This is a genomic window from Rhizobium sp. SG_E_25_P2 (genome assembly GCF_029892285.1).
Taxonomy (GTDB): Bacteria; Pseudomonadota; Alphaproteobacteria; order Rhizobiales; family Rhizobiaceae; genus Rhizobium_E.
This window is the reverse complement of sequence record NZ_JARXVM010000022.1, coordinates 49,434-68,093: the sequence shown is the minus strand read 5'-3', so window position 1 is coordinate 68,093 and position 18,660 is coordinate 49,434. Positions and strand designations below refer to the sequence as shown.

Annotated in this window: 20 protein-coding genes; 15 read left to right on the top strand and 5 right to left on the bottom strand. The window is 60.3% G+C overall.

Features of this window, described 5'->3' with window-relative positions:
• The first annotated feature begins 180 nt into the window (after nt 1–180).
• The 5 genes from M2360_RS23745 to dnaQ are packed head-to-tail and all read left to right on the top strand — an operon-like array spanning nt 181 to nt 3,790.
• Nucleotides 181–999, top strand: a complete 819-nt coding sequence (locus tag M2360_RS23745; RefSeq protein ID WP_280777870.1) for a pyruvate, water dikinase regulatory protein — start codon at nt 181–183, stop codon at nt 997–999.
• A gap of 26 nt (nt 1,000–1,025) precedes the next feature.
• On the top strand, nt 1,026–1,625 hold the full coding sequence (locus M2360_RS23740; RefSeq protein ID WP_280777869.1) for a Maf-like protein: 600 nt from the start codon (nt 1,026–1,028) through the stop codon (nt 1,623–1,625).
• Complete coding sequence (locus M2360_RS23735) at nt 1,618–2,478, top strand: shikimate dehydrogenase (protein ID WP_280777868.1); 861 nt, start codon at nt 1,618–1,620, stop codon at nt 2,476–2,478. The genes M2360_RS23740 and M2360_RS23735 overlap by 8 nt, the downstream gene beginning before the upstream one ends.
• Nucleotides 2,478–3,068, top strand: coding sequence for a dephospho-CoA kinase (coaE, locus tag M2360_RS23730; protein WP_280777867.1), 591 nt, complete (start codon nt 2,478–2,480; stop codon nt 3,066–3,068). The genes M2360_RS23735 and coaE overlap by 1 nt, the downstream gene beginning before the upstream one ends.
• A gap of 2 nt (nt 3,069–3,070) precedes the next feature.
• Nucleotides 3,071–3,790: a DNA polymerase III subunit epsilon gene (gene dnaQ, locus M2360_RS23725; protein WP_280777866.1), complete on the top strand. Its 720-nt coding sequence runs from the start codon at nt 3,071–3,073 to the stop codon at nt 3,788–3,790.
• A 59-nt stretch (nt 3,791–3,849) separates the two neighbouring features.
• On the opposite strand, the gene secB is transcribed toward dnaQ, so the two are convergent.
• Both secB and M2360_RS23715 read right to left on the bottom strand, forming a co-directional pair.
• A complete protein-coding gene (gene secB / locus M2360_RS23720) occupies nt 3,850–4,329 on the bottom strand; it encodes a protein-export chaperone SecB (RefSeq protein ID WP_280777865.1) in 480 nt (159 codons plus the stop codon).
• 177 nt (nt 4,330–4,506) lie between these two features.
• Nucleotides 4,507–5,004 carry an FxsA family protein gene (locus tag M2360_RS23715; protein ID WP_280777864.1) on the bottom strand — a complete coding sequence of 166 codons (498 nt, stop codon included), beginning with the start codon at nt 5,002–5,004 and terminating at the stop codon, nt 4,507–4,509.
• Between the two features lie 95 nt (nt 5,005–5,099).
• Between M2360_RS23715 and M2360_RS23710 the strand changes: the two genes are divergently transcribed.
• The 6 genes from M2360_RS23710 to M2360_RS23685 all read left to right on the top strand — a co-directional run bounded on the left by M2360_RS23710 (nt 5,100) and on the right by M2360_RS23685 (nt 11,586).
• On the top strand, nt 5,100–5,813 hold the full coding sequence (locus tag M2360_RS23710) for a Tim44/TimA family putative adaptor protein (RefSeq protein ID WP_280777863.1): 714 nt from the start codon (nt 5,100–5,102) through the stop codon (nt 5,811–5,813).
• A 5-nt stretch (nt 5,814–5,818) separates the two neighbouring features.
• Nucleotides 5,819–6,931 carry a murein transglycosylase A gene (locus M2360_RS23705; RefSeq protein ID WP_280777862.1) on the top strand — a complete coding sequence of 371 codons (1,113 nt, stop codon included), beginning with the start codon at nt 5,819–5,821 and terminating at the stop codon, nt 6,929–6,931.
• Entirely contained in the window at nt 6,921–7,481 is a 561-nt protein-coding gene (locus M2360_RS23700) for a Smr/MutS family protein (RefSeq protein WP_280777861.1), read from the top strand. The genes M2360_RS23705 and M2360_RS23700 overlap by 11 nt, the downstream gene beginning before the upstream one ends.
• On the top strand, nt 7,478–7,855 hold the full coding sequence (locus tag M2360_RS23695) for a helix-turn-helix transcriptional regulator (protein WP_280777860.1): 378 nt from the start codon (nt 7,478–7,480) through the stop codon (nt 7,853–7,855). Before M2360_RS23700 ends, M2360_RS23695 begins: the two co-directional genes overlap by 4 nt.
• 144 nt (nt 7,856–7,999) lie before the next feature.
• Nucleotides 8,000–10,438 (top strand): DNA topoisomerase (ATP-hydrolyzing) subunit B, encoded by a 2,439-nt coding sequence (gyrB, locus tag M2360_RS23690; RefSeq protein ID WP_280777859.1) that lies wholly within the window; start codon nt 8,000–8,002, stop codon nt 10,436–10,438.
• A 143-nt stretch (nt 10,439–10,581) separates the two neighbouring features.
• Nucleotides 10,582–11,586, top strand: a complete 1,005-nt coding sequence (locus M2360_RS23685) for a transglutaminase domain-containing protein (RefSeq protein ID WP_280777858.1) — start codon at nt 10,582–10,584, stop codon at nt 11,584–11,586.
• Nucleotides 11,587–11,723: 137 nt separating this feature from the next.
• Here M2360_RS23685 and M2360_RS23680 read toward each other — a convergent pair whose 3' ends face one another.
• The 3 genes from M2360_RS23680 to M2360_RS23670 all read right to left on the bottom strand — a co-directional run bounded on the left by M2360_RS23680 (nt 11,724) and on the right by M2360_RS23670 (nt 14,557).
• Nucleotides 11,724–12,311: a nitroreductase family protein gene (locus M2360_RS23680; RefSeq protein ID WP_280777857.1), complete on the bottom strand. Its 588-nt coding sequence runs from the start codon at nt 12,309–12,311 to the stop codon at nt 11,724–11,726.
• A 246-nt stretch (nt 12,312–12,557) separates the two neighbouring features.
• Nucleotides 12,558–13,667: a mannitol dehydrogenase family protein gene (locus M2360_RS23675; RefSeq protein ID WP_280777856.1), complete on the bottom strand. Its 1,110-nt coding sequence runs from the start codon at nt 13,665–13,667 to the stop codon at nt 12,558–12,560.
• Nucleotides 13,668–13,675: 8 nt separating this feature from the next.
• Nucleotides 13,676–14,557 (bottom strand): GntR family transcriptional regulator, encoded by an 882-nt coding sequence (locus M2360_RS23670; protein WP_280777855.1) that lies wholly within the window; start codon nt 14,555–14,557, stop codon nt 13,676–13,678.
• 129 nt (nt 14,558–14,686) lie between these two features.
• On the opposite strand from M2360_RS23670, the gene M2360_RS23665 reads away from it, so the two are divergent.
• From M2360_RS23665 to M2360_RS23650, 4 genes are all read left to right on the top strand, one after another.
• Complete coding sequence (locus tag M2360_RS23665; protein WP_280777854.1) at nt 14,687–15,709, top strand: zinc-binding alcohol dehydrogenase family protein; 1,023 nt, start codon at nt 14,687–14,689, stop codon at nt 15,707–15,709.
• Between the two features lie 175 nt (nt 15,710–15,884).
• The gene (gene phaZ, locus M2360_RS23660; protein ID WP_280777853.1) at nt 15,885–17,207 is read left to right on the top strand and encodes a polyhydroxyalkanoate depolymerase; all 1,323 of its coding nucleotides are present in this window, start codon (nt 15,885–15,887) and stop codon (nt 17,205–17,207) included.
• Between the two features lie 162 nt (nt 17,208–17,369).
• Nucleotides 17,370–17,807, top strand: a complete 438-nt coding sequence (locus tag M2360_RS23655) for a DUF2852 domain-containing protein (protein ID WP_280777852.1) — start codon at nt 17,370–17,372, stop codon at nt 17,805–17,807.
• An 82-nt stretch (nt 17,808–17,889) separates the two neighbouring features.
• Nucleotides 17,890–18,648, top strand: a complete 759-nt coding sequence (locus M2360_RS23650; RefSeq protein ID WP_280777851.1) for a SprT family zinc-dependent metalloprotease — start codon at nt 17,890–17,892, stop codon at nt 18,646–18,648.
• Nucleotides 18,649–18,660 lie beyond the last annotated feature (12 nt).

Sequence of the window (18,660 nt, the reverse complement as noted above, 5' to 3'; positions counted from 1 at the left end):
TGGATGACGGATGGAGAAGATCGGGTAACCGTCAAGTCATGAGTCTTTTCCACACCCAGCCAATTCCGCTGTCCGCTCAGGCTTTCTCTGTGGACAAATCGGGGGTTTTCCCAGACAGCTAATCACGCCCGGCCGAAACAGGCCCTTTGTCCACACTGATCAACAGGGGGCCTCAAAACAGTGGAAAACAAGAAGAAATTCTTTCACTTGCACCTGATCTCCGATTCGACCGGAGAAACATTGATCGCCGCTGGTCGGGCCGCGGCGGCTCAATTCGGCGATTGCCTCGCCGTGGAGCATGTCTATCCACTGGTGCGCAGCCGCAAGCAGGTCAGCGATGTGCTCGCGGCCATCGATCAGGAACCGGGCATCGTGCTTCACACGATTATTGATCGGGAGATCGCGGCCGTCATAGATGAGGCCTGCCGAGAGATGGGGGTTCCCTGCGTTTCGGTCATCGAGCCGGTGCTTGAGATGTTCCAATCTTATCTCGGCGCCCCCAATCGTCGTCGGGTCGGCGCGCAGCATCAGCTGAACGCCGGCTATTTCGCCCGTATCGAGGCGCTCAACTTCACCATGGATCACGACGACGGTCAGTTGCCGCACAATATCGACGAGGCGGATGTCATCCTTCTCGGCGTGAGCCGGACTTCCAAGACTCCCACCGCAATCTATCTCGCCAATCGGGGTATCAAGACCGCCAATATTCCGCTGGTGGTTGGCGCCAAACTGCCGGAGAAACTGTTCGCCGCAAAACGACCGCTGATCGTCTGTCTCGTGGCCAGCGTTGATCATATCAGCCAGGTGCGTGAAAACCGAATTCTTGGATCCACCTCCGGCTATCAGGACAGCTACACCGACCGGGCGACCATCTCAGAGGAAATCAAATACGCGCGGCAACTTTGCGCCCGCAATAGCTGGCCGCTGATCGACGTGACGCGCAAATCGATCGAGGAGACAGCCGCAGCCATTGTTGCTCTTCGGCCGAAGCTTCGCTAACCCTCTGGCGGACAGAGGGAGATGATGTGATGGCCAAACTGATACTGGCGTCCAAAAGCGCATCGCGGCAGTCGCTGATGTCCGGCGCGGGACTCGATTTCCAGGCAATCAGCGCCGATATCGATGAGCGCGCCGTGGAAGAACCTTTGCTGACGCAAGGCGCGCGACCGGAGGATGTCGCGCGTGGTCTTGCTGAGGCAAAAGCGGTTTATGTATCGGCGCGTCATCCCGACGCCTATGTGATCGGTTCCGACCAGACCTTGTCGCTCGGCGAACGGATTTTCCACAAGCCGAGAGACATGGCTGAAGCCGCCGATCATATCAGGGCGTTTTCGGGCGCGACGCATCATTTGAATTGCGGCGTGGCGGTGGCGCACGCCGGTGAGGTTGTCTGGTCTGACGTCTCGATTGCACGGATGACGATGCGCCCAATTTCCGAGGACTTTCTGCGCCGCTACCTGACGATGTCCGGTGACGCCATTCTGCAGAGCGTCGGAGCCTATCAATTCGAAGGGCCGGGCGTTCAATTGTTCGACGCGATCGAAGGCGACTATTTCACGATTCTCGGCCTGCCGATGCTGAGGCTGTTGACGGGACTTCGAAATCTGGGAGCGATCGATGGCTGATTCACGTGAAACATCGTTAAACAAAGCTTTCGTCTGTGGCTTCCCAATTAAGCATTCGCGCTCGCCGATGATCCACAGCCATTGGCTGAAGATGCTGGCACTGGATGGATCCTATCAAGCGGTTGAGGTTGCGCCGGAATCATTCGCCGACTTCATCTCCACTTTGAAATCGGGAGAATCCGGCTATCGAGGTGGAAATGTCACCATTCCGCACAAGGAAGCCGCCTATGCGCTCTCCGATGCGCCGGACGAATTGGCGCGGGAACTCGGCGCGGCCAACACGCTCTATCGGGAAGAGGGGCGCCTGAAGGCGACCAATACGGACGGTTATGGCTTTCTGGCCAATCTCGACCAGCGGGCTCAGGCCTGGGACGCAAAGCGTGATCGGGCCGTCGTGCTTGGCGCCGGCGGCGCGAGCCGCGCCATCCTTCAGGCATTGCGCAACCGAGGCTTTGCCGAAATCCATGTGTTGAACCGAACTTTGGCCCGCGCCCAGGAGTTGGCCGATCGCTTCGGCGCAAGGATCCATGCGGCTCCGATGGAGGCCCTGGCTGAACGGCTTGTCGGCGCCGATCTCTTCGTCAACACGACGTCGCTCGGCATGGATGGGGCGGAAGCGATCGAGATCGATTTCTCCATGATGGCCGGAAGCGGCTTGGTCACAGATATCGTTTATGCGCCGCTGATCACGCCGATCCTCCAAATGGCCCAGGCGCAGGGACGGCCGATCTGCGATGGACTTGGCATGCTGCTGCACCAGGCCGTGCCGGGCTTTGAGAAGTGGTTTGGCCGCCGGCCAGAGGTGACCGATGAATTGCGCGCCCTGGTGATCGCCGATCTGGAGAAACATTGATGCTAAGGCTCGGTTTGACCGGATCGATCGGCATGGGCAAGTCGACCACGGCGGATATGTTCCGCGCCGAGGGGGTTCCTGTCATCGACGCTGATGCGATCGTGCACGATCTCTATCAGGGTGAGGCGGTCGCTCCACTCGCGGCGGCCTTTCCAGGTTGCGTGATCGATGGCCGGGTCGACCGCCAAAAACTGTCCGCCGCGCTGGCTGGGAATCCTGACCGGTTCCGCGAACTGGAATCGATCGTGCATCCGATGGTCTGGAAAAAGGAAAAGGCTCTTCTCGACGCATACTCGGAATCCGGCGAAACACTTGTCGTCATCGATATACCCCTGCTGTTCGAGAACGGGGCTGAGGCAAGAGCAGACAAGGTGGTGGTGGTGACCTGCAATGCCGATATCCAGCGCGCGCGGGTTCTTGCCCGACCGGGCATGAGCGAAGAAAAATTCGAACTCATCCTGTCCCGCCAGACGCCCGATGCGGAGAAGCGCAAGCGGGCGGATTTCATCATCGACACCGGACTCGGCCTGGATCATGCTCGCGCCGAGGTCAGGCGTGTCCTGTCGACGTTGCGAATGGGAGATCAGTGATCATGCGGGAAATCATTTTCGATACGGAAACCACCGGCCTCGATTCGCGCGAAGATCGCATCATTGAAATTGGCGGCGTCGAGTTGAGGGATCACTTCCCCACCGGGCGCACCATCCATCTCTATATCAATCCGGATGGCCGCAAGGTTCATCCCGATGCGCTCGCGGTTCACGGCATCACCGATCAGTTCCTCGTTGACAAGCCAGTTTTCGCCTCCCTCGTCGACGAAATTCTCGAATTCTTCGAGGGTGCGCATTGGATCGCCCACAACGCCAATTTCGACATGGGCTTCATCAATGCTGAACTGGCGCGGATCGGCCGGCCGGCTATTCCTGCGGAAAGAGTGGTCGACACGCTCCAGATCGCCCGCCGCAAGCATCCGATGGGTCCGAATACGCTCGACGCGCTGTGCAGACGCTACGGAGTGGACAATTCCCATCGTCTGAAGCATGGCGCTTTGCTCGACTCCGAACTTCTCGCTGAAGTCTATATTGAGTTGATCGGCGGACGACAGACCGCGCTTGGTCTTGCCGGCCCTGAAAGATCGCGCGCTCTCGAAGTCGCGGATCAATCCGACATCGTCGCGCTTACCCGGTCTCAGCCCCTGCCGTCGCGTCTCTCGACGCAGGAAGCCGAGGCCCACAAGGCGCTGGTCAAAAAGATGGGCGACAGGGCGATCTGGATGAAATATGGCCTCGGCGGGGAGCCGGGAGGACAATAACAAAACGCCCGGTCTAAACCGGGCGCTAGCTGTTACGAAGATCTCTGAGTTCTCGACGATCAGTTGTTGGCGGCCACGCGCGCCTTGGCTTGTTCTTCGGCCATGCGCTGATGGAACATCACTGCGAAATCGATCGGGTCGATCATCAACGGCGGGAAGCCGCCATTACGGGTGGCGTCGGCAATGATCTGGCGAGCGAAGGGGAACAGCAGGCGCGGGCATTCGATGAACAGCACCGGCAGCATATGTTCCTGCGCGAAACCCTGGACGCGGAACAGCCCGCCATAGGCAAGCTCGGCATGAAACACCACCTTGTCGCCTTCTTTAGCGGAAGCATCGAGCGTCAGCACCACGTCGAAATCGGTGTCAGACATCGGGTTGGCGTTTACATTCACCGAAATGTTGATCGCCGGCGCCTTGTCGCGGGCCTGCAGCGAACGGGGCGCGCCCGGGTTTTCGAAGGAAAAATCCTTCACATATTGCGCGAGAATGTTGATCGCGGGCTGAGCTTCGGCGCCATTCGCGTTTTCATTCGACATAATTTTTTCCTCATCGCCAGGGCGAAACGCATGGCCTCGCCGTCACAGATTCCATTGTCCGGGGTTCACGGCGACGGGCCGGCGGTGAAGTTCGACTTCTTTGACCGAAGCATAGGGCGCTGAGCCCCGGGGCTTGCCATCTAGCATTTAGCCCGGATGCTTACAACCCTCGGCGCCTCAGTCGGGTCGGTCGAGCCGGGTGACGTCGGGGTGATCGTCGCGATGAAAATCGTCCGGAGAAAGATCGACGAAATCGCCTTTCGACCGCCTGCCGCTTCTGTTCGGATCGGATTGTTGGCCAGAGGTGTAATAGGTCCGCATCTGGATGGAGCTTGCCCAACGTCGCCAGATAAGTTTCCGGATCGGCGGCAGAAGCAGAAACAGCGCGACGATGTCAGTCAGGAAGCCGGGGATGATCAGCAGCATGGCCGCCATCGCGATCAGGAAACCATCCGCCAATCCCTCTCCGGACAGGCTCTCCCGGCGCAGATTTCGGTTGAGTTTCTTCAGTGCCCCCAGGCCCTGCCGCCGCAGAATCAATAGGCCGGTGAAACCGGAAATCAGCACCAGAACAAGCGTCAGGCCGACGCCGATTCGTTGTCCGACCAGAATGAAAGTGGCGATCTCCAGGATCGGCGTGGCGAGAAACGCCAGAAGCGGCAGAGTGGTGCGCATTGTAATTCCCTTGTCTCCTCCGTTTGAATGATATTCATAGGACGACTATATGGGAAGCGAAGCAGGCAATTTAAGAACCGAGGGCACAGCCAGCCATGGGCACAGACAGTATCATCACCCTGTTTTTCCTGATCGTCGCGGCGTTGATTTTTCTAAATCTCCGTAGCGTTCTCGGAAAACGCACCGGGCATGAGAAGCCGCCCTATGATCCGCTTTCTCCGCGCGAAACTGCTCGCGAGACGCAAAAGCCGCAGTCGTCGGCTGAGGATGGCAAGGTCGTCACGCTGCCCCGACGCGGCGCGGCCGAACCTGAAAATCGCTACCATGCCATCGACGCCTTTGCGCCGCCGGGTTCGCCGTTGAACGAAACGCTGCGTCGCGTTTTCGACGCCGACCCGTCTTTCGATCCGCAACAATTCGCTCAAGGGGCTCAAGCCGCCTATGAGATGATTGTGACGGCTTACGCCGAGGGCGATCGCAAGACGCTGAAAAATCTGCTCTCCAGCGAGGTCTATGAGGGCTTCAACGCCGCCATTGCCGAACGGGAAAAGGCGGGCGAGAAGGTGAAGTTCAGCTTTGTCGGCATCGACAAGGCTGAAATGGTCGGCGCAAGCATCGAGGGCGCCGAAGTGACGATCACCATGAAGATCGTCAGTCAATTGATATCCGCCACCTATGACAAGGCCGGAACCCTGGTGGATGGCAATGCGGACGATGTCTCGGAAGTGAAGGATCGTTGGACCTTCTTGCGCGACACCCGATCGCGCGACCCCAACTGGAAGCTGGTCTCGACCCAGTCAGAAGGCTGAGCGCGATGAATTTCGGCCTGACCCCGGCGGCGTATTCCGATCTGCCCGGTTGGGCCGAAGACGATCCCACCGATCTGTTTTCGCCGATGCGGCGTTGTCTGGACCATATCAGCAAGGTCAAGCCCTATCGAACCGGGGCGCTTGGCCTGCGGTCCGAGCATCTGGCCTCGGCTTTCGAAGAGTCCCTGGCCGTACAGCCGAAGACCGCCGCCGAAGCGCGGCGGTTTTTCGAATCCCGTTTCAGGCCATTCCGGATCGACCCGCACAAGGGCGCCGGCTTCGTCACCGCATATTACGAGCCGATCGTGGATGTCTCGGACCAGCCGGATGAGCTTTTCCGGTTTCCCTTCCACCGCAGACCCGACGATCTCGTCGATCTTGATGAGTCCAACCGTCCGTTCGAACTCGATTCCTCCTACGCCTTCGGTCGTCGACTGCCGGAGGGCGGTATTGGCTCCTATTTCGATCGCGCCGACATCGACCGCGGCGCGCTCGCGGGCAGGGGGCTCGAAATCGCCTGGGCGCGGTCGCGCGTCGATGTTTTCTTCGTCCATGTCCAGGGCGCGGCGCGGCTGCGCTATCCGGATGGCGCCATTCGGCGCATTACATATGCCGCCAAGGCCGGGCATCCCTTCACCGGTATTGGCCGGCGTCTGATCGATCTCGGAGAGATCGCCGAGGCGGATGTTTCCATGCAATCGATTCGCGCCTGGCTCGCCGCGCATGAGGAGCGTCAGGACGAGATCCTTTGGACCAACCGCTCCTATATCTTCTTTCGTGACGCGGAGGTCAGCGATCCGACATTGGGGCCGGTGGCGGCCGCCAAGATCCCATTGCAACCGATGCGGTCGATCGCGGTGGACAGGCTGCTGCATACGTTCTCGTCGCTGTTCTATCTCTCCTCGGACAGTCTCACCCATCTCAGCGGCGGCAGGCCCTTTCGCCGGTTGATGATGGCGCTGGACACCGGCACCGCCATAGTCGGACCGGCGCGGGCGGATATTTTCACCGGCTCCGGCGATGAGGCGGGGGAGTTGGCGGGAAATGTTCGCAATGACGCCGATTTCTTCATCCTGCTTCCTGTCGAGGCTGCGCGGGAGCTCGGCCATGGCGACTGACAAGAAGCTCTCCACGGAGGATCGCATTCTCTGGGGAAAGGTCGCCCGGACCACCCGCGCTCTCCCCGGACGCATCCAGGAAATCGACGCGTTCGAGGCGTTGATGCGCGAGCAGGAATCGAACGAAGCCAACGCTCCTCCGGTCTTGATTTCGGCTCCTTCAGGCGGTGGTGAAGCCGCGCCTCCGCCCCGTCTTCAGCCAGCCCGGCATCATCCGCTGGAAAAACCGGTCAAGCGAAAGCTCGCCAAGGGACGGTTGGAGCTCGAGGCGCGGATCGACCTGCACGGCCTTTTCCAATCCGAGGCCCACGCCATTCTGCACTCCTTTTTGATTCGCGCCTATGAGCGCGGCCTCAGGCATGTGTTGGTGATTACAGGCAAAGGCGGCTCGATCGGCAGTGACGGCGCGCTCAGGCGCGCCGTGCCGATGTGGTTTTCCAAGCCGGATTTTCGTCCGCTGATATCGTCCTATGAGCCGGCCGCGGCCAATCATGGCGGCGACGGCGCGCTGTATGTCCGCTTGGCGCGGAGCCGTGGGGAGCGCGCATGACGCCGTTCGGCGAAGCGGTGCGCCGGCTCCGCCGGCAGCGTGGCGTCAGCCAGAAGCAGATGGCGGCGGCGCTGAGCGTGACGCCCGCCTATCTCTCGGCCTTGGAAAACGGCCATCGCGGCCGGCCAAGCTTTGATTTTCTTCAGCGGGTGGCGGGCTATTTCAACATTATCTGGGACGAGGCTGACGATCTCTTCCGGTTGGCCGCCCAGTCCCATCCCCGCGTCGTGGTCGACACCACCGGTTTGCCTGCGGAATATACCGCCTTCGCAAACCGGCTGGCCTGCGAAATTCGCAGCCTTTCACCCGAGGGACTGGCGGAACTGGCGCAATCGCTCGACCAGCTCGTTTTTCTCAGGGAAAAAGCCCGGTAACAGCCCGTTTTCCGCCTGAATTCCATGGGCAAGCTTTGGCCTTTCGGGGAAAAATCCTATAGTCGGTCACCTTCTGAAAAGTGATTCGCAAGGCTGATTTTTCGCCTTCGACGATTTTACAAGACAGCCAAGAGAAAGCCATCCATGACCGGACCCACCGAAGACGACGCACCGGCCTCCGCCGGCGAATATGGCGCCGACAGCATCAAGGTTCTCAAGGGCCTGGACGCGGTGAGAAAACGTCCGGGCATGTATATCGGCGACACCGACGATGGCTCGGGTCTTCACCACATGGTGTATGAAGTCGTAGACAACGCCATCGACGAGGCGCTGGCCGGTCATGCCGATCTGGTGACCGTGACGCTCAACCCCGATGGCTCATGCACAGTGACGGACAATGGTCGCGGCATCCCGACCGGCATTCATCACGAAGAAGGCGTCTCCGCCGCCGAAGTAATCATGACCCAGCTGCATGCCGGCGGAAAGTTCGACCAGAATTCCTATAAGGTTTCCGGCGGTCTGCATGGAGTCGGCGTCTCTGTCGTCAACGCGCTGTCGATCTGGCTCAAGCTGAAGATCCGCCGTGAAGGGAAAGTCCATGAAATGAGCTTCAGCCGCGGCGTTGCGGATGCGCCGCTCGCGGTGATCGGCGACTCCCCGAAGGAGACGGGCACGGAGGTGACCTTCCTTCCCAGCCCCGAAACCTTCACCAAGACTGTGTTTGATTTTGCGACGCTCGAACACCGCCTGCGCGAACTCGCTTTCCTGAATTCCGGTGTCCGCATCCTGCTGACCGACAAGCGCCATTCCGATGTGCGCCAGGAAGAACTGCTCTATAGCGGTGGCCTTGAAGCCTTCGTGGCTTATCTCGATCGCGCCAAGAAGCCGCTGGTCCAGAAGCCGATCTCTATTGTGAGCGAGAAGGACGGCATTACCGTCGAAGTCGCGATGTGGTGGAATGACAGCTATCACGAAAACATGCTGTGCTTCACCAACAACATCCCCCAGCGCGATGGCGGCACCCATCTCGCCGGCTTCCGCGCTTCGCTGACTCGCCAGATCACCAGCTATGCCGATAGCTCCGGCGTGCTCAAGAAGGAAAAAGTGTCCTTGACCGGCGATGATTGCCGCGAAGGCCTGACCGCCGTTCTCTCGGTGAAAGTGCCGGATCCCAAATTCTCGTCGCAGACCAAAGACAAGCTGGTGTCCTCGGAAGTTCGTCCGGTCGTGGAGAATCTCGTCAACGAGGCGCTCAGCCGCTGGCTTGAGGAACACCCGGCCGAATCCAAGATTCTTGTCGGCAAGGTGGTCGAAGCCGCCGCCGCGCGCGAAGCCGCCCGCAAGGCGCGGGAACTCACGCGCCGCAAGGGCGCGCTCGACATCGCCTCGCTGCCGGGCAAACTCGCCGATTGCTCCGAACGCGATCCGTCAAAATCCGAATTGTTCCTGGTCGAGGGTGATTCGGCAGGCGGTTCCGCCAAGCAGGGCCGCTCGCGCGAAAACCAGGCGATCCTGCCGCTGCGCGGCAAGATCCTCAATGTCGAGCGCGCTCGCTTCGACAAGATGTTGTCGAGCCAGGAAATCGGCACGCTGATCACTGCACTGGGCACCGGCATCGGCAAGGACGAGTTCAACGCCGACAAGCTGCGCTACCACAAGATCATCATCATGACGGACGCCGATGTCGACGGTGCCCATATTCGCACTCTGCTGCTTACCTTCTTCTTCCGGCAGATGCCGGAACTGATCGAGCGCGGTCATTTGTTCATCGCCCAGCCGCCGCTCTACAAAGTCAGCCGCGGTAAGTCCTCGACCTATCTCAAGGACGAGAAGGCGCTGGACGACTATCTCATCGACGCTGGACTTGAAGATGTGTCGTTGCGTCTCGGCGGCGGCGAAGTGCGCATCGGCGCCGATCTTCGCGACGTGATTCACGATGCGTTGCGTGTGCGCGCGCTGATCGACGGCCTTCATTCCCGCTATAACAGGTCGCTCGTCGAACAGGCGGCGATCGCCGGCGGCTTGAACGCCGAACTGATGAGCGATCGCGATCGCGCCGAGGCGGTCTCCACCGAGATCGCCCGACGGATGAATGTCATTGCCGAGGAAACCGAGCGCGGCTGGACTGGCGAGATGAGTGATGCCGGCGCTCTGCGTTTTGAGCGCATGGTGCGCGGGGTCAAGGAATCGCTGGTGATCGACATGGCGCTGATCGGTTCTCAGGACGCGCGCATGATCGACCAGATGTCGTCGCGTCTCGGCGAAATCTATGGCGTGCCGCCGGCGCTGGTCCGTCGTGAAGGCGAGACCGAAATTGCCGGGCCGCGCATGCTGCTCGAATCGGTGTTTACGTTTGGCCGCAAGGGCCTGTCGATGCAGCGATACAAGGGTCTTGGCGAGATGAACGCCGAGCAACTCTGGGAAACCACGCTTGATCCGAATGTGCGCTCGCTGCTCCAGGTCAGGGTCAATGATGCGACGGACGCTGATGGACTATTCTCCCGTCTGATGGGAGACGAGGTGGAGCCGCGTCGCGATTTCATCCAGGAAAACGCCCTCAGCGTCGCCAATCTCGACATTTGACCCCTCCACTGTCATGTGGTGCGTTAACGAACGCCCCTGACGACCGAAATCAAGCCGCCCGCGACAGGAATGTCGCGGGCGGTTTTTCTTTCAGCGGTTGCTAAGATCGAACACCACGCACGCTCGTTCTTCGGGGAATCCCCGTGCCCGATAACCTCGAAAACGTGGAAATCGGCGGCAAGCCCCAATTGACAAATTTTGAAAATTTGCCCTCCTTGTCGTGTCTCGACCTCAACTGGAAAGAGACATCCATGCACACATCCTTCTATGCGTCCCAGAGCCTCTACTCGGATCCCGGGCCCCATCGTGAAACACTGAGTCGAGCCGGCGATGAGCCAAATGCGGTCGCCCGGTGGATCAATTCTTGGATGCAACATCCGCGCGGCCCCGAATCCAGGCGGTGGGGTTTCCAGCCAGAACAGTTTGCGGATCTGGAACTTCGCTCTGTGGCGGAATTACTGTCTGCCGCTGTGAGCAGAGAACTGCTGGACGGGCCGCAGCACCGCAGCGCAAAAGTCGGTGGCTTATGCCGCGATTTCGCCCTTCTAGCCGTGAGCAGATTCCGTCTCGGCGGCGTGCCGGCTCGCTTGTGCGTCGGGTTTGCCGATTATCTTGCGCCCGGCTACTGGGAGGATCATTGGCTTTGCGAATGGCGCGACGGCGGGCGGTGGAAGCGCCTCGACGTTGAATTCGCCGGTCTTGAGGGAATTCCATTCGATGCCCAGGACGTGCCGGGCGAGCGGTTCATGACTGCGGATGAGGCATGGCTCCGATTGAAAGGCGAGCCGGGGATTGCCTTGCAGTTGGGGGTGGCGAGTCTTGGTCTTGCCGGTGAGTGGTTCGTCGCGGGCAGCTTGTTTCGGCAGATGGCGGCGCTACGCAAATTGGAGCTGAAACCATGGGACTATTGGGGTCTGTCTGCCGATCTTTCCCGGGATTCTCGCTCGTGGCCGCAAGAGGCGCACAAGACTCTCGACCAGCTTGCCGCACGGCTTACAAATGCGCATGTCGCCGGTGTTGGGGAACCGCGATCCGTTACCGACTGGTCTTTGCCGGGGAAGGTCGTAAGCTTTCCGAGAGGAGAGCCCGTAGAGGTGTTGATCGACGCTGGACATAATTGGTGCAACCGAGCGCCAGCGGAAAGATGAATTGGCTGTCGAGCCAGGCGGTCGCACTGGTTCACGCATAAGGCAGCGTTTCCCATGCCGGCGCTCTTCACAAATGCAGAAAACGCCGGGTTATCCCCGGCGTTTTCTCGTGATTCACGTGAAACATTCAGGCTTTCTTAAGCCTTGAATTCGCCCTTGAAGGCAAATTCGGAGATGGGCAGGCGATCGCTCTTGACTTCGCGTTCCTGGAGTTTTTCCGGCAGAGCGTCCTTGGGACCGAGCTTGCCGATCGCGATCGCGCTCTCGACCTTGTAGCCTTCGGGAATGGAAAACACGTCCATCGCCTTTTCGCCCTCGACGCCCCCCATCGAATGGGCGTGATAGCCAAGCGCTTCGGCCTGCAGCGCGATGGCGAGAGCGGCGGCGCCAGCGTCATAGGAATGCCAGCGCAGCGGGCTGACGGCGCCGTCGGCGTTCACCGCCTGGGTCTTCGACACCACCAGCAGCAGCGCGCCGGCCTTGGGCGCCCAGACCTGGTTGAAGCCCATCAGCACCGAAACCAGTTTGTCGAATTCAGGCGTGCCGTTCAGGCCGTAGACGAAGCGCCAGGGCTGGGTATTGCTGGCCGAAGGGGTCCAGCGCGCAGCTTCGAGTATGGTCATCAAAGCGGATTCCGGCAAAGCGTCGCCGGTGAAAGAGCGGGGCGACCAACGTTCGACGAACATCGAAGCTGCGGGATGGTCGGCGTGGCGGCTATCGGACATGTCTATTTCCTTATCAATATATTCTTCCGCGCCCGTTCCGGGGCGCAGTGAAGCGTTGACACTCGCACCGGGCCTGGCGTCGTGAGGCCCATGCGTCGGGGTTGGATCCCTGGGAGGATGACGCGCGGGCAAATACGACAGTCCTCAGCCTCGTTGAAAACTGAAGGCGAGGAATGTCCCGGATGCGGCTGCGATAAGAGTCGAGCCGGCGAAAAACTTCAACAGCCGGAACGGAGGACGCAGCATTTATTGAACGTTTTGGTCGGCTTTTCGGATCATATTTTCGAGAGTGGGGGCGCTTGCGCCCGTCCAATCCAGAAAACCACCGGCACGCCGTCGGATCTTTTCCAGGTGATTCTGTGCGATATCGGAAAGCCTGTGATCGAGGAACGGATTGCGGAAGCGCTCGATCGTTTGCAGTGCATAGGCCTCCGCCGCCTCTTTCATACCGCGATGGGCGAAGCCCGGAATAATCTCTTGGGCATAGAAATCTTCGAGGAAATCGAGATAGTCGGGTCGGGCCAGAAGTTCGCGCACCACCATGTCGCGCGGCAAATCCGAAGCCAACCATGTCTCGGTCAACACCGTGTGGCCGAGATTAAGGATGAACAGTTTCAGTCGCTCATAGGACGAAATGTCTGCGGCCGCCACGATGTCCGGATGAAGGCATGGAAGGGTCTGGCCGGGCCGGGTCTCGATAGCCCAGAGAGCATAGGGCTCGGCCACCGCGCCCGCCGGCTCGATTGGTTCGGAGACGATGCGATCGACCAGCGTGTTGGAAAACACCACATCTTGGTCCAGCCAGTCGCGAAAGGCCTGGGGAAGACGCCAGCGCCGCGCCAGCCCGATAACGATTGTTTTCAACGCATCGCCGTTGCGCGAGATCAGTTCGGCGGGAAGGATCGTCAGGGCCGCGCCGCCTTTCTCAAAACGGTCGAGCAGCAATTTTGTCAGCTTGCCGGGAAAGCTCTCTGGAACTCCGTCCGGCAGCCCGTTGGCTTCGGCGCCGATGTCATAGCCGGCGTCGCCGGTGTTGCAGATCACCACCAGCGCCTCATCCGAGAAAATCCGCGCCGTCTCCGTCCAGTCGTCATGGATCGACAGCGCCCGCCTCACCGAGGTCACGCGCCTGATGTCGTCGACCGTTTCCCCCTTGCTTAGTCCGCGAATGCGCACCGGAAAACCCTCTGGCGCGGCAAGCGCCGTCAGCCGCCGGCTGCGTTCGCCGGAGCGCGTGGTCTGAACGATGGTGATCGACCCGAGCGCCTCGCCGCGCTCCAGCGCCTCGCTGACGAAGAGATCGGCATGGGCCTGCAGAAAACGGCTGGTGCCAAATTGAAGAATGGGTGTGGTCATGGATGGTCTCAATGGGGAACGGAGGCGATCAGCGTTTCACGCGCTGAAGCAAGATGGATGCGGCAAGCGGCCTCGATCCGGGCGCAATCGCGAGAGCGCAGCGCGGCGATATAATCGAGATGTTCGAGCAGCGCCCGTTCGTTGCGCGCGCGAGCATGCGTCTTGTTCCACTGATAGTGATAGTGGAAAATGAAGGCGATTACGTCGTGAAAATCGATGACGAAGCGGTTGCCTGACGCGCGATGCACGAGCAGATGAAACCGTTCGTCGAGCGCGGAAAAATCCAGAAACCGCTTTTCGATGTCACCGAGAAGCGTGTGATGTTCGGCCTCAATCGCGTCGAGCTCGGCCCAGGCGGGGTGGTCGTCCGGCAGCGTCACAAAGGCCGCCGCCGATTTGACCTCGAACATCTCGCGCACCTCGCTAAGTTCAAGAGCGAAATTCAGGGTGAAGCCTTTGAGAACCCAATGGCTGTTGGGTCGCTTTTCGATCAACCCGAACCGGGAGAAGCGGATGAGGAATTCCCGCACGCTGGTCGTGCCGGCGCCCACGTCGCGAGCGATTTCCGCTTCGCTGATCTGAGCTCCCGGGCTGGCCTCGCCGGTCAGAATGCGCTTCATGAAAGCGCGTTCGATGATTTGGTTGAGCGAGTTGGTCTCTTCGTCGGGAAAGAAATCGTCGTCCTTGGGCGGCCGCAGCACGATCTTGTTGCGCTTGTCCCAGACGATCAGCCCATTGTCGCGCATACGGCCGAGAATTGCCCTGACCGTGGTGCGGCTGATGCCGTATTTTTCGCCGAGTTCCGGCTCTGATGGCAGGTTTGCCTGCTCCTCGATGTCACTCAGGCATCGGTTATAGGCTTCCTTGAACAGCGTGTTCTGCCGCGCCATGCGCTCTCCCGTCTGCGATCGTCGCCGCAAGCGGCGACCTGTCCTCCCATTGCGCAATCTGTATATTGTAGATAAAAGACAAAAGCAAATCGCATGACGCCGCAAGCAGCGGCGAGGGGAGGAATGATCATGAAAGCGATCCTGTGCGCCGAGCCGGGCCGTCTCGAACTCGTGGAGCGCGCCGAGCCAGCAGCCGCCAAGGCCGACGAGGTCAGGCTGAAGGTCAGCCATATCGGCATCTGCGGCACCGATTACCACATCTATGAGGGCAAGCATCCTTTCCTCGCTTATCCCCGCGTCATGGGTCACGAGATTTCCGCGCATGTGGTGGAGGCGCCTGCTGGCTCCGGCCTCGAGCCTGGCGATCTCGTCGCCGTCAATCCCTATATCGCATGCGGCCGCTGCATCGCCTGCCGGCGCGGAAAGCCCAATTGCTGCATGGCGATCGAGGTGCTCGGCGTTCATCGCGACGGCGCCTTTTGCGAAGAGATCGTCGTGCCGTCAGTCAATGTTTATCCGGCGAAGGGCCTGTCTCCGGAGCAGGCGGCGACGGTCGAATTCCTCGCCATTGGCGCTCATGCCGTGCGCCGCGCCGGCGCGGTCGAACCGGGCGCTCGGGCTTTGGTGGTCGGCGCCGGCCCCATTGGTCTGGGAACTGCGCTTTTCGCCCGCATCGCCGGCTTCCAGGTGACGTTGATGGATCTGAGCGAGGAACGCCTCGCGGAAGCAAATGGTCGTTTCGGCCTTGCGTCGTCGATCATGGTCGGCGCGTCTGCGCTCGATCAGGCCAAGACCATCACCGATGGCGAAGGCTTTGAGGCGGTGTTCGACGCCACCGGCAATGCGGTCTCGATGATGGCGGCGCTGCCGTTTGTCGCCCATGGCGGCGTCCTCGTCTATGTCAGCGTCGTCAAGGACGATATCAGCTTCGCCGATCCGGAATTCCACAAGCGGGAAATGTCGATCATCGGCAGCCGCAACGCCCAGAAGGCCGATTTCGACCACGTCATCGCCTCAATCCGCAGCGGAGCCATCGACACCGAGCAACTGATCACCCATCGCACCGATTTTTCCGGCGCGATCACCGACCTGCCGCGCTGGGCGCATCAGAAATCCGGGCTGATCAAGGCGGTCATCCAGGCGCAAGGCTGATGGGCGACACTCATCACGCGGATGGCCTGTTTTCCGCAATTCGTCACCAGATGTGATGAATTCGATCCACTTGGCGTAATCGCGTTTCTTGTCCATTAAGTCGGAACTGTTAGTGTCGATCACGAATTAGGATGCGTGACCGGCGGTCCGGCCCAGGAAGAGGTGCAGGTTTTACATGTTCTATCACATCTATGAGTTTGGCCATGCGGCCATGGCGCCCGCCCGGGCGACGGCCGAGTCAATGCGGATCGCTTGTTCCAATCCCTTCAACCCGCTCTCCTACACCGCCATGGGGCGGTCCATGGCGGCTGGTCTCGAAGTCTTCGAACGCGCCACCCGGCGCTATGGCAAACCGTCCTTCGATCTGCCGACCACGATGATTTCGGGCCGGTCAGTATCGGTTCACGAGCATGTGGTTCTGTCCAAACCCTTTTGCGACCTTCTGCATTTCGAGCGCGTTGTGCCATCAGGCCATGGTCGCGATCCCAAGCTGTTGATCGTCGCGCCGATGTCCGGCCACTACGCCACTTTGTTGCGCGGCACTGTGGAAGCCCTGCTTCCTCAGGCGGACATTTATATCACCGACTGGAAAGACGCCCGCATGGTGCCCCTGAGCGAGGGCTCCTTCGATCTCGACGACTATATTGATTACGTCATCGAGATGATCAGGTTCCTCGGCGAAGACACACATGTGCTCGCTGTCTGCCAGCCCTCGGTGCCCGTGCTCGCCGCGGTGGCCCGCATGGAAGAAGACAATGATCCCCTGGCTCCCGCCTCGATGACGCTGATGGGCGGGCCGATCGACACCCGCATCAATCCCACAGCCGTCAACCAGCTCGCCCAGGACAGGCCGCTCAGCTGGTTCGCAGACAATGTCGTCATGCAGGTGCCATGGCCGCAGCCGGGTTTCATGCGCACCGTCTATCCCGGCTTCCTGCAGCTGTCGGGCTTCATGTCGATGAATCTCGATCGCCATATGATCGCGCACAAGGATTTCTTCTTCCATCTCGTCAAGAATGACGGCGATTCCGCCGACAAGCATCGCGATTTCTATGACGAATATCTGGCGGTGATGGATTTGACGGCGGAATTCTATCTGCAGACGGTCGACACCGTTTTCATCAAACATTCCCTGCCCAAGGGCGAGATGATGCATCGCGGCTCCCGCGTTGATTGCTCCAAGATCCGCCGCACCGCGCTCCTCACTGTCGAAGGGGAAAACGACGATATCTCCGGCGTCGGCCAGACGCATGCCGCTCAGACGCTCTGCTCGTCGCTGACGGACGCCAAGCGCGCCCATTACGTCCAGCCGGATGTCGGCCATTATGGCGTCTTCAACGGTTCGCGTTTCCGCAAGGAAATCGTGCCCCGCATTGTCGCCTTCATGCGCGAACACGGCGTGAAGACGGAGGCGGTCAACTCCAATACGCCGGCGAAATCCGCCGCGCCCCGGTTGAAATTGCCGCGGCGTGCGCCGTCTTCATCTGCGAAGGTCTGATCCTCGCGTCTTGCGTGTTTAAGCGACTGTTGAAAAACGCAAGACGTTTCAGGCTCTTGTCCGATTTCGACGCAATTCTGCTTGAATGCGTCACACGCTTTCCCACATCGATTGCAATGGTCCGCGCTTTTGCGGGCCAGGCAATCGTGAGGAAACGACATCATGTACCGCACCGCCCCTCTCATACGGCCCGAATGGACGCCGGCCACCATCGCACTGATGGTCCTCGGTTTTGTTCTTTTCTGGCCGCTTGGATTGGCCATGCTGGCATATATCCTGTTCGGCGATCGTCTGAGCGCCTTCAAGCGCGACGCCACTCAGCGTTTTGACGGTTTCACGAGCGCCTGCCGCTCCGGCCGCTGGCGCGAAAAGGGCTTCCAGTTCGCCTCCGGCAATATGGCCTTTGACGACTGGCGCAAGGCCGAACTGGACCGTATCGAGGAAGAGCGCCGCAAGCTCGACGAGATGCGCGAGGAATTCGACTCCTATATGCGCGAATTGCGCCGGGCCCGGGATCAGGAAGAGTTCGACCGTTTCATGCGCGACCGTGAGGCGCGCCGTAACCAGGTCGATACGCCGGATCAGGGCTTTCCCGCCTAACCCGTGAACATCTCGATAAATCGAGCCGGCGCCCCTCGCGCCGGCTTTTGCTTTGACGCGTGAATCTGCTAGACGTCATTGCATGTTGTCGCGGCTGTCCTTCCTGCAAAAACCCGAGCGGCCCAATGCGCCGTCCACCCGCACCCATGAAGTCGCGGGCCGGTCGCTGCCGCTCACTGTCAAGCCTGATCGTCGCGCCCGCCGCATCACGCTGCGCATCGAGCCGGGTGGTCAGGCGCTTAAGCTGACTGTGCCCTTTGGCTTGAAGTCGCGCGAGATCGACGATTTCCTCGCCCGCCATGAAGGCTGGCTGATGACGCGGCTTGCCCGCTTTCCGAGCTCCAACGCCTTGACCGAAGGCCGCTATCTGCATCTGCGCGGCGTCGCCCATCGCATCAAGCGCACCGGAAAGCTGCGCGGCCTCACCGAAACATCCGCGATCGACGGCGAAGCGGTCATCCTGGTCGGCGGCGCGGAGGATCATCTCGCCCGCCGGCTGCGCGACTATTTCAAGGCCGAGGCGCGCAAGGATCTGGAAGCCCGCGCCGAGGCGCATGCCGCCACAGTCGGCGCGACGATCAAGAGCATCACGCTCAAAGACACCAAGAGCCGCTGGGGTTCTTGCTCGCATGACGGCGCGCTCAGCTTTTCCTGGCGCATCATCATGGCGCCGCCTTACGTGCTCGATTACCTGGCCGCCCATGAAGTCGCCCATCTCAAGGAGATGAACCATTCGGATCGCTTCTGGGCGGTTTGCGCCCGCCTTTGCCCCCGTATGGACGAGGCGCGTCATTGGCTGAAGCGCAACGGCGCCATGCTGCATGTGCATGATTTCGGCTGATTGCGCCGCATT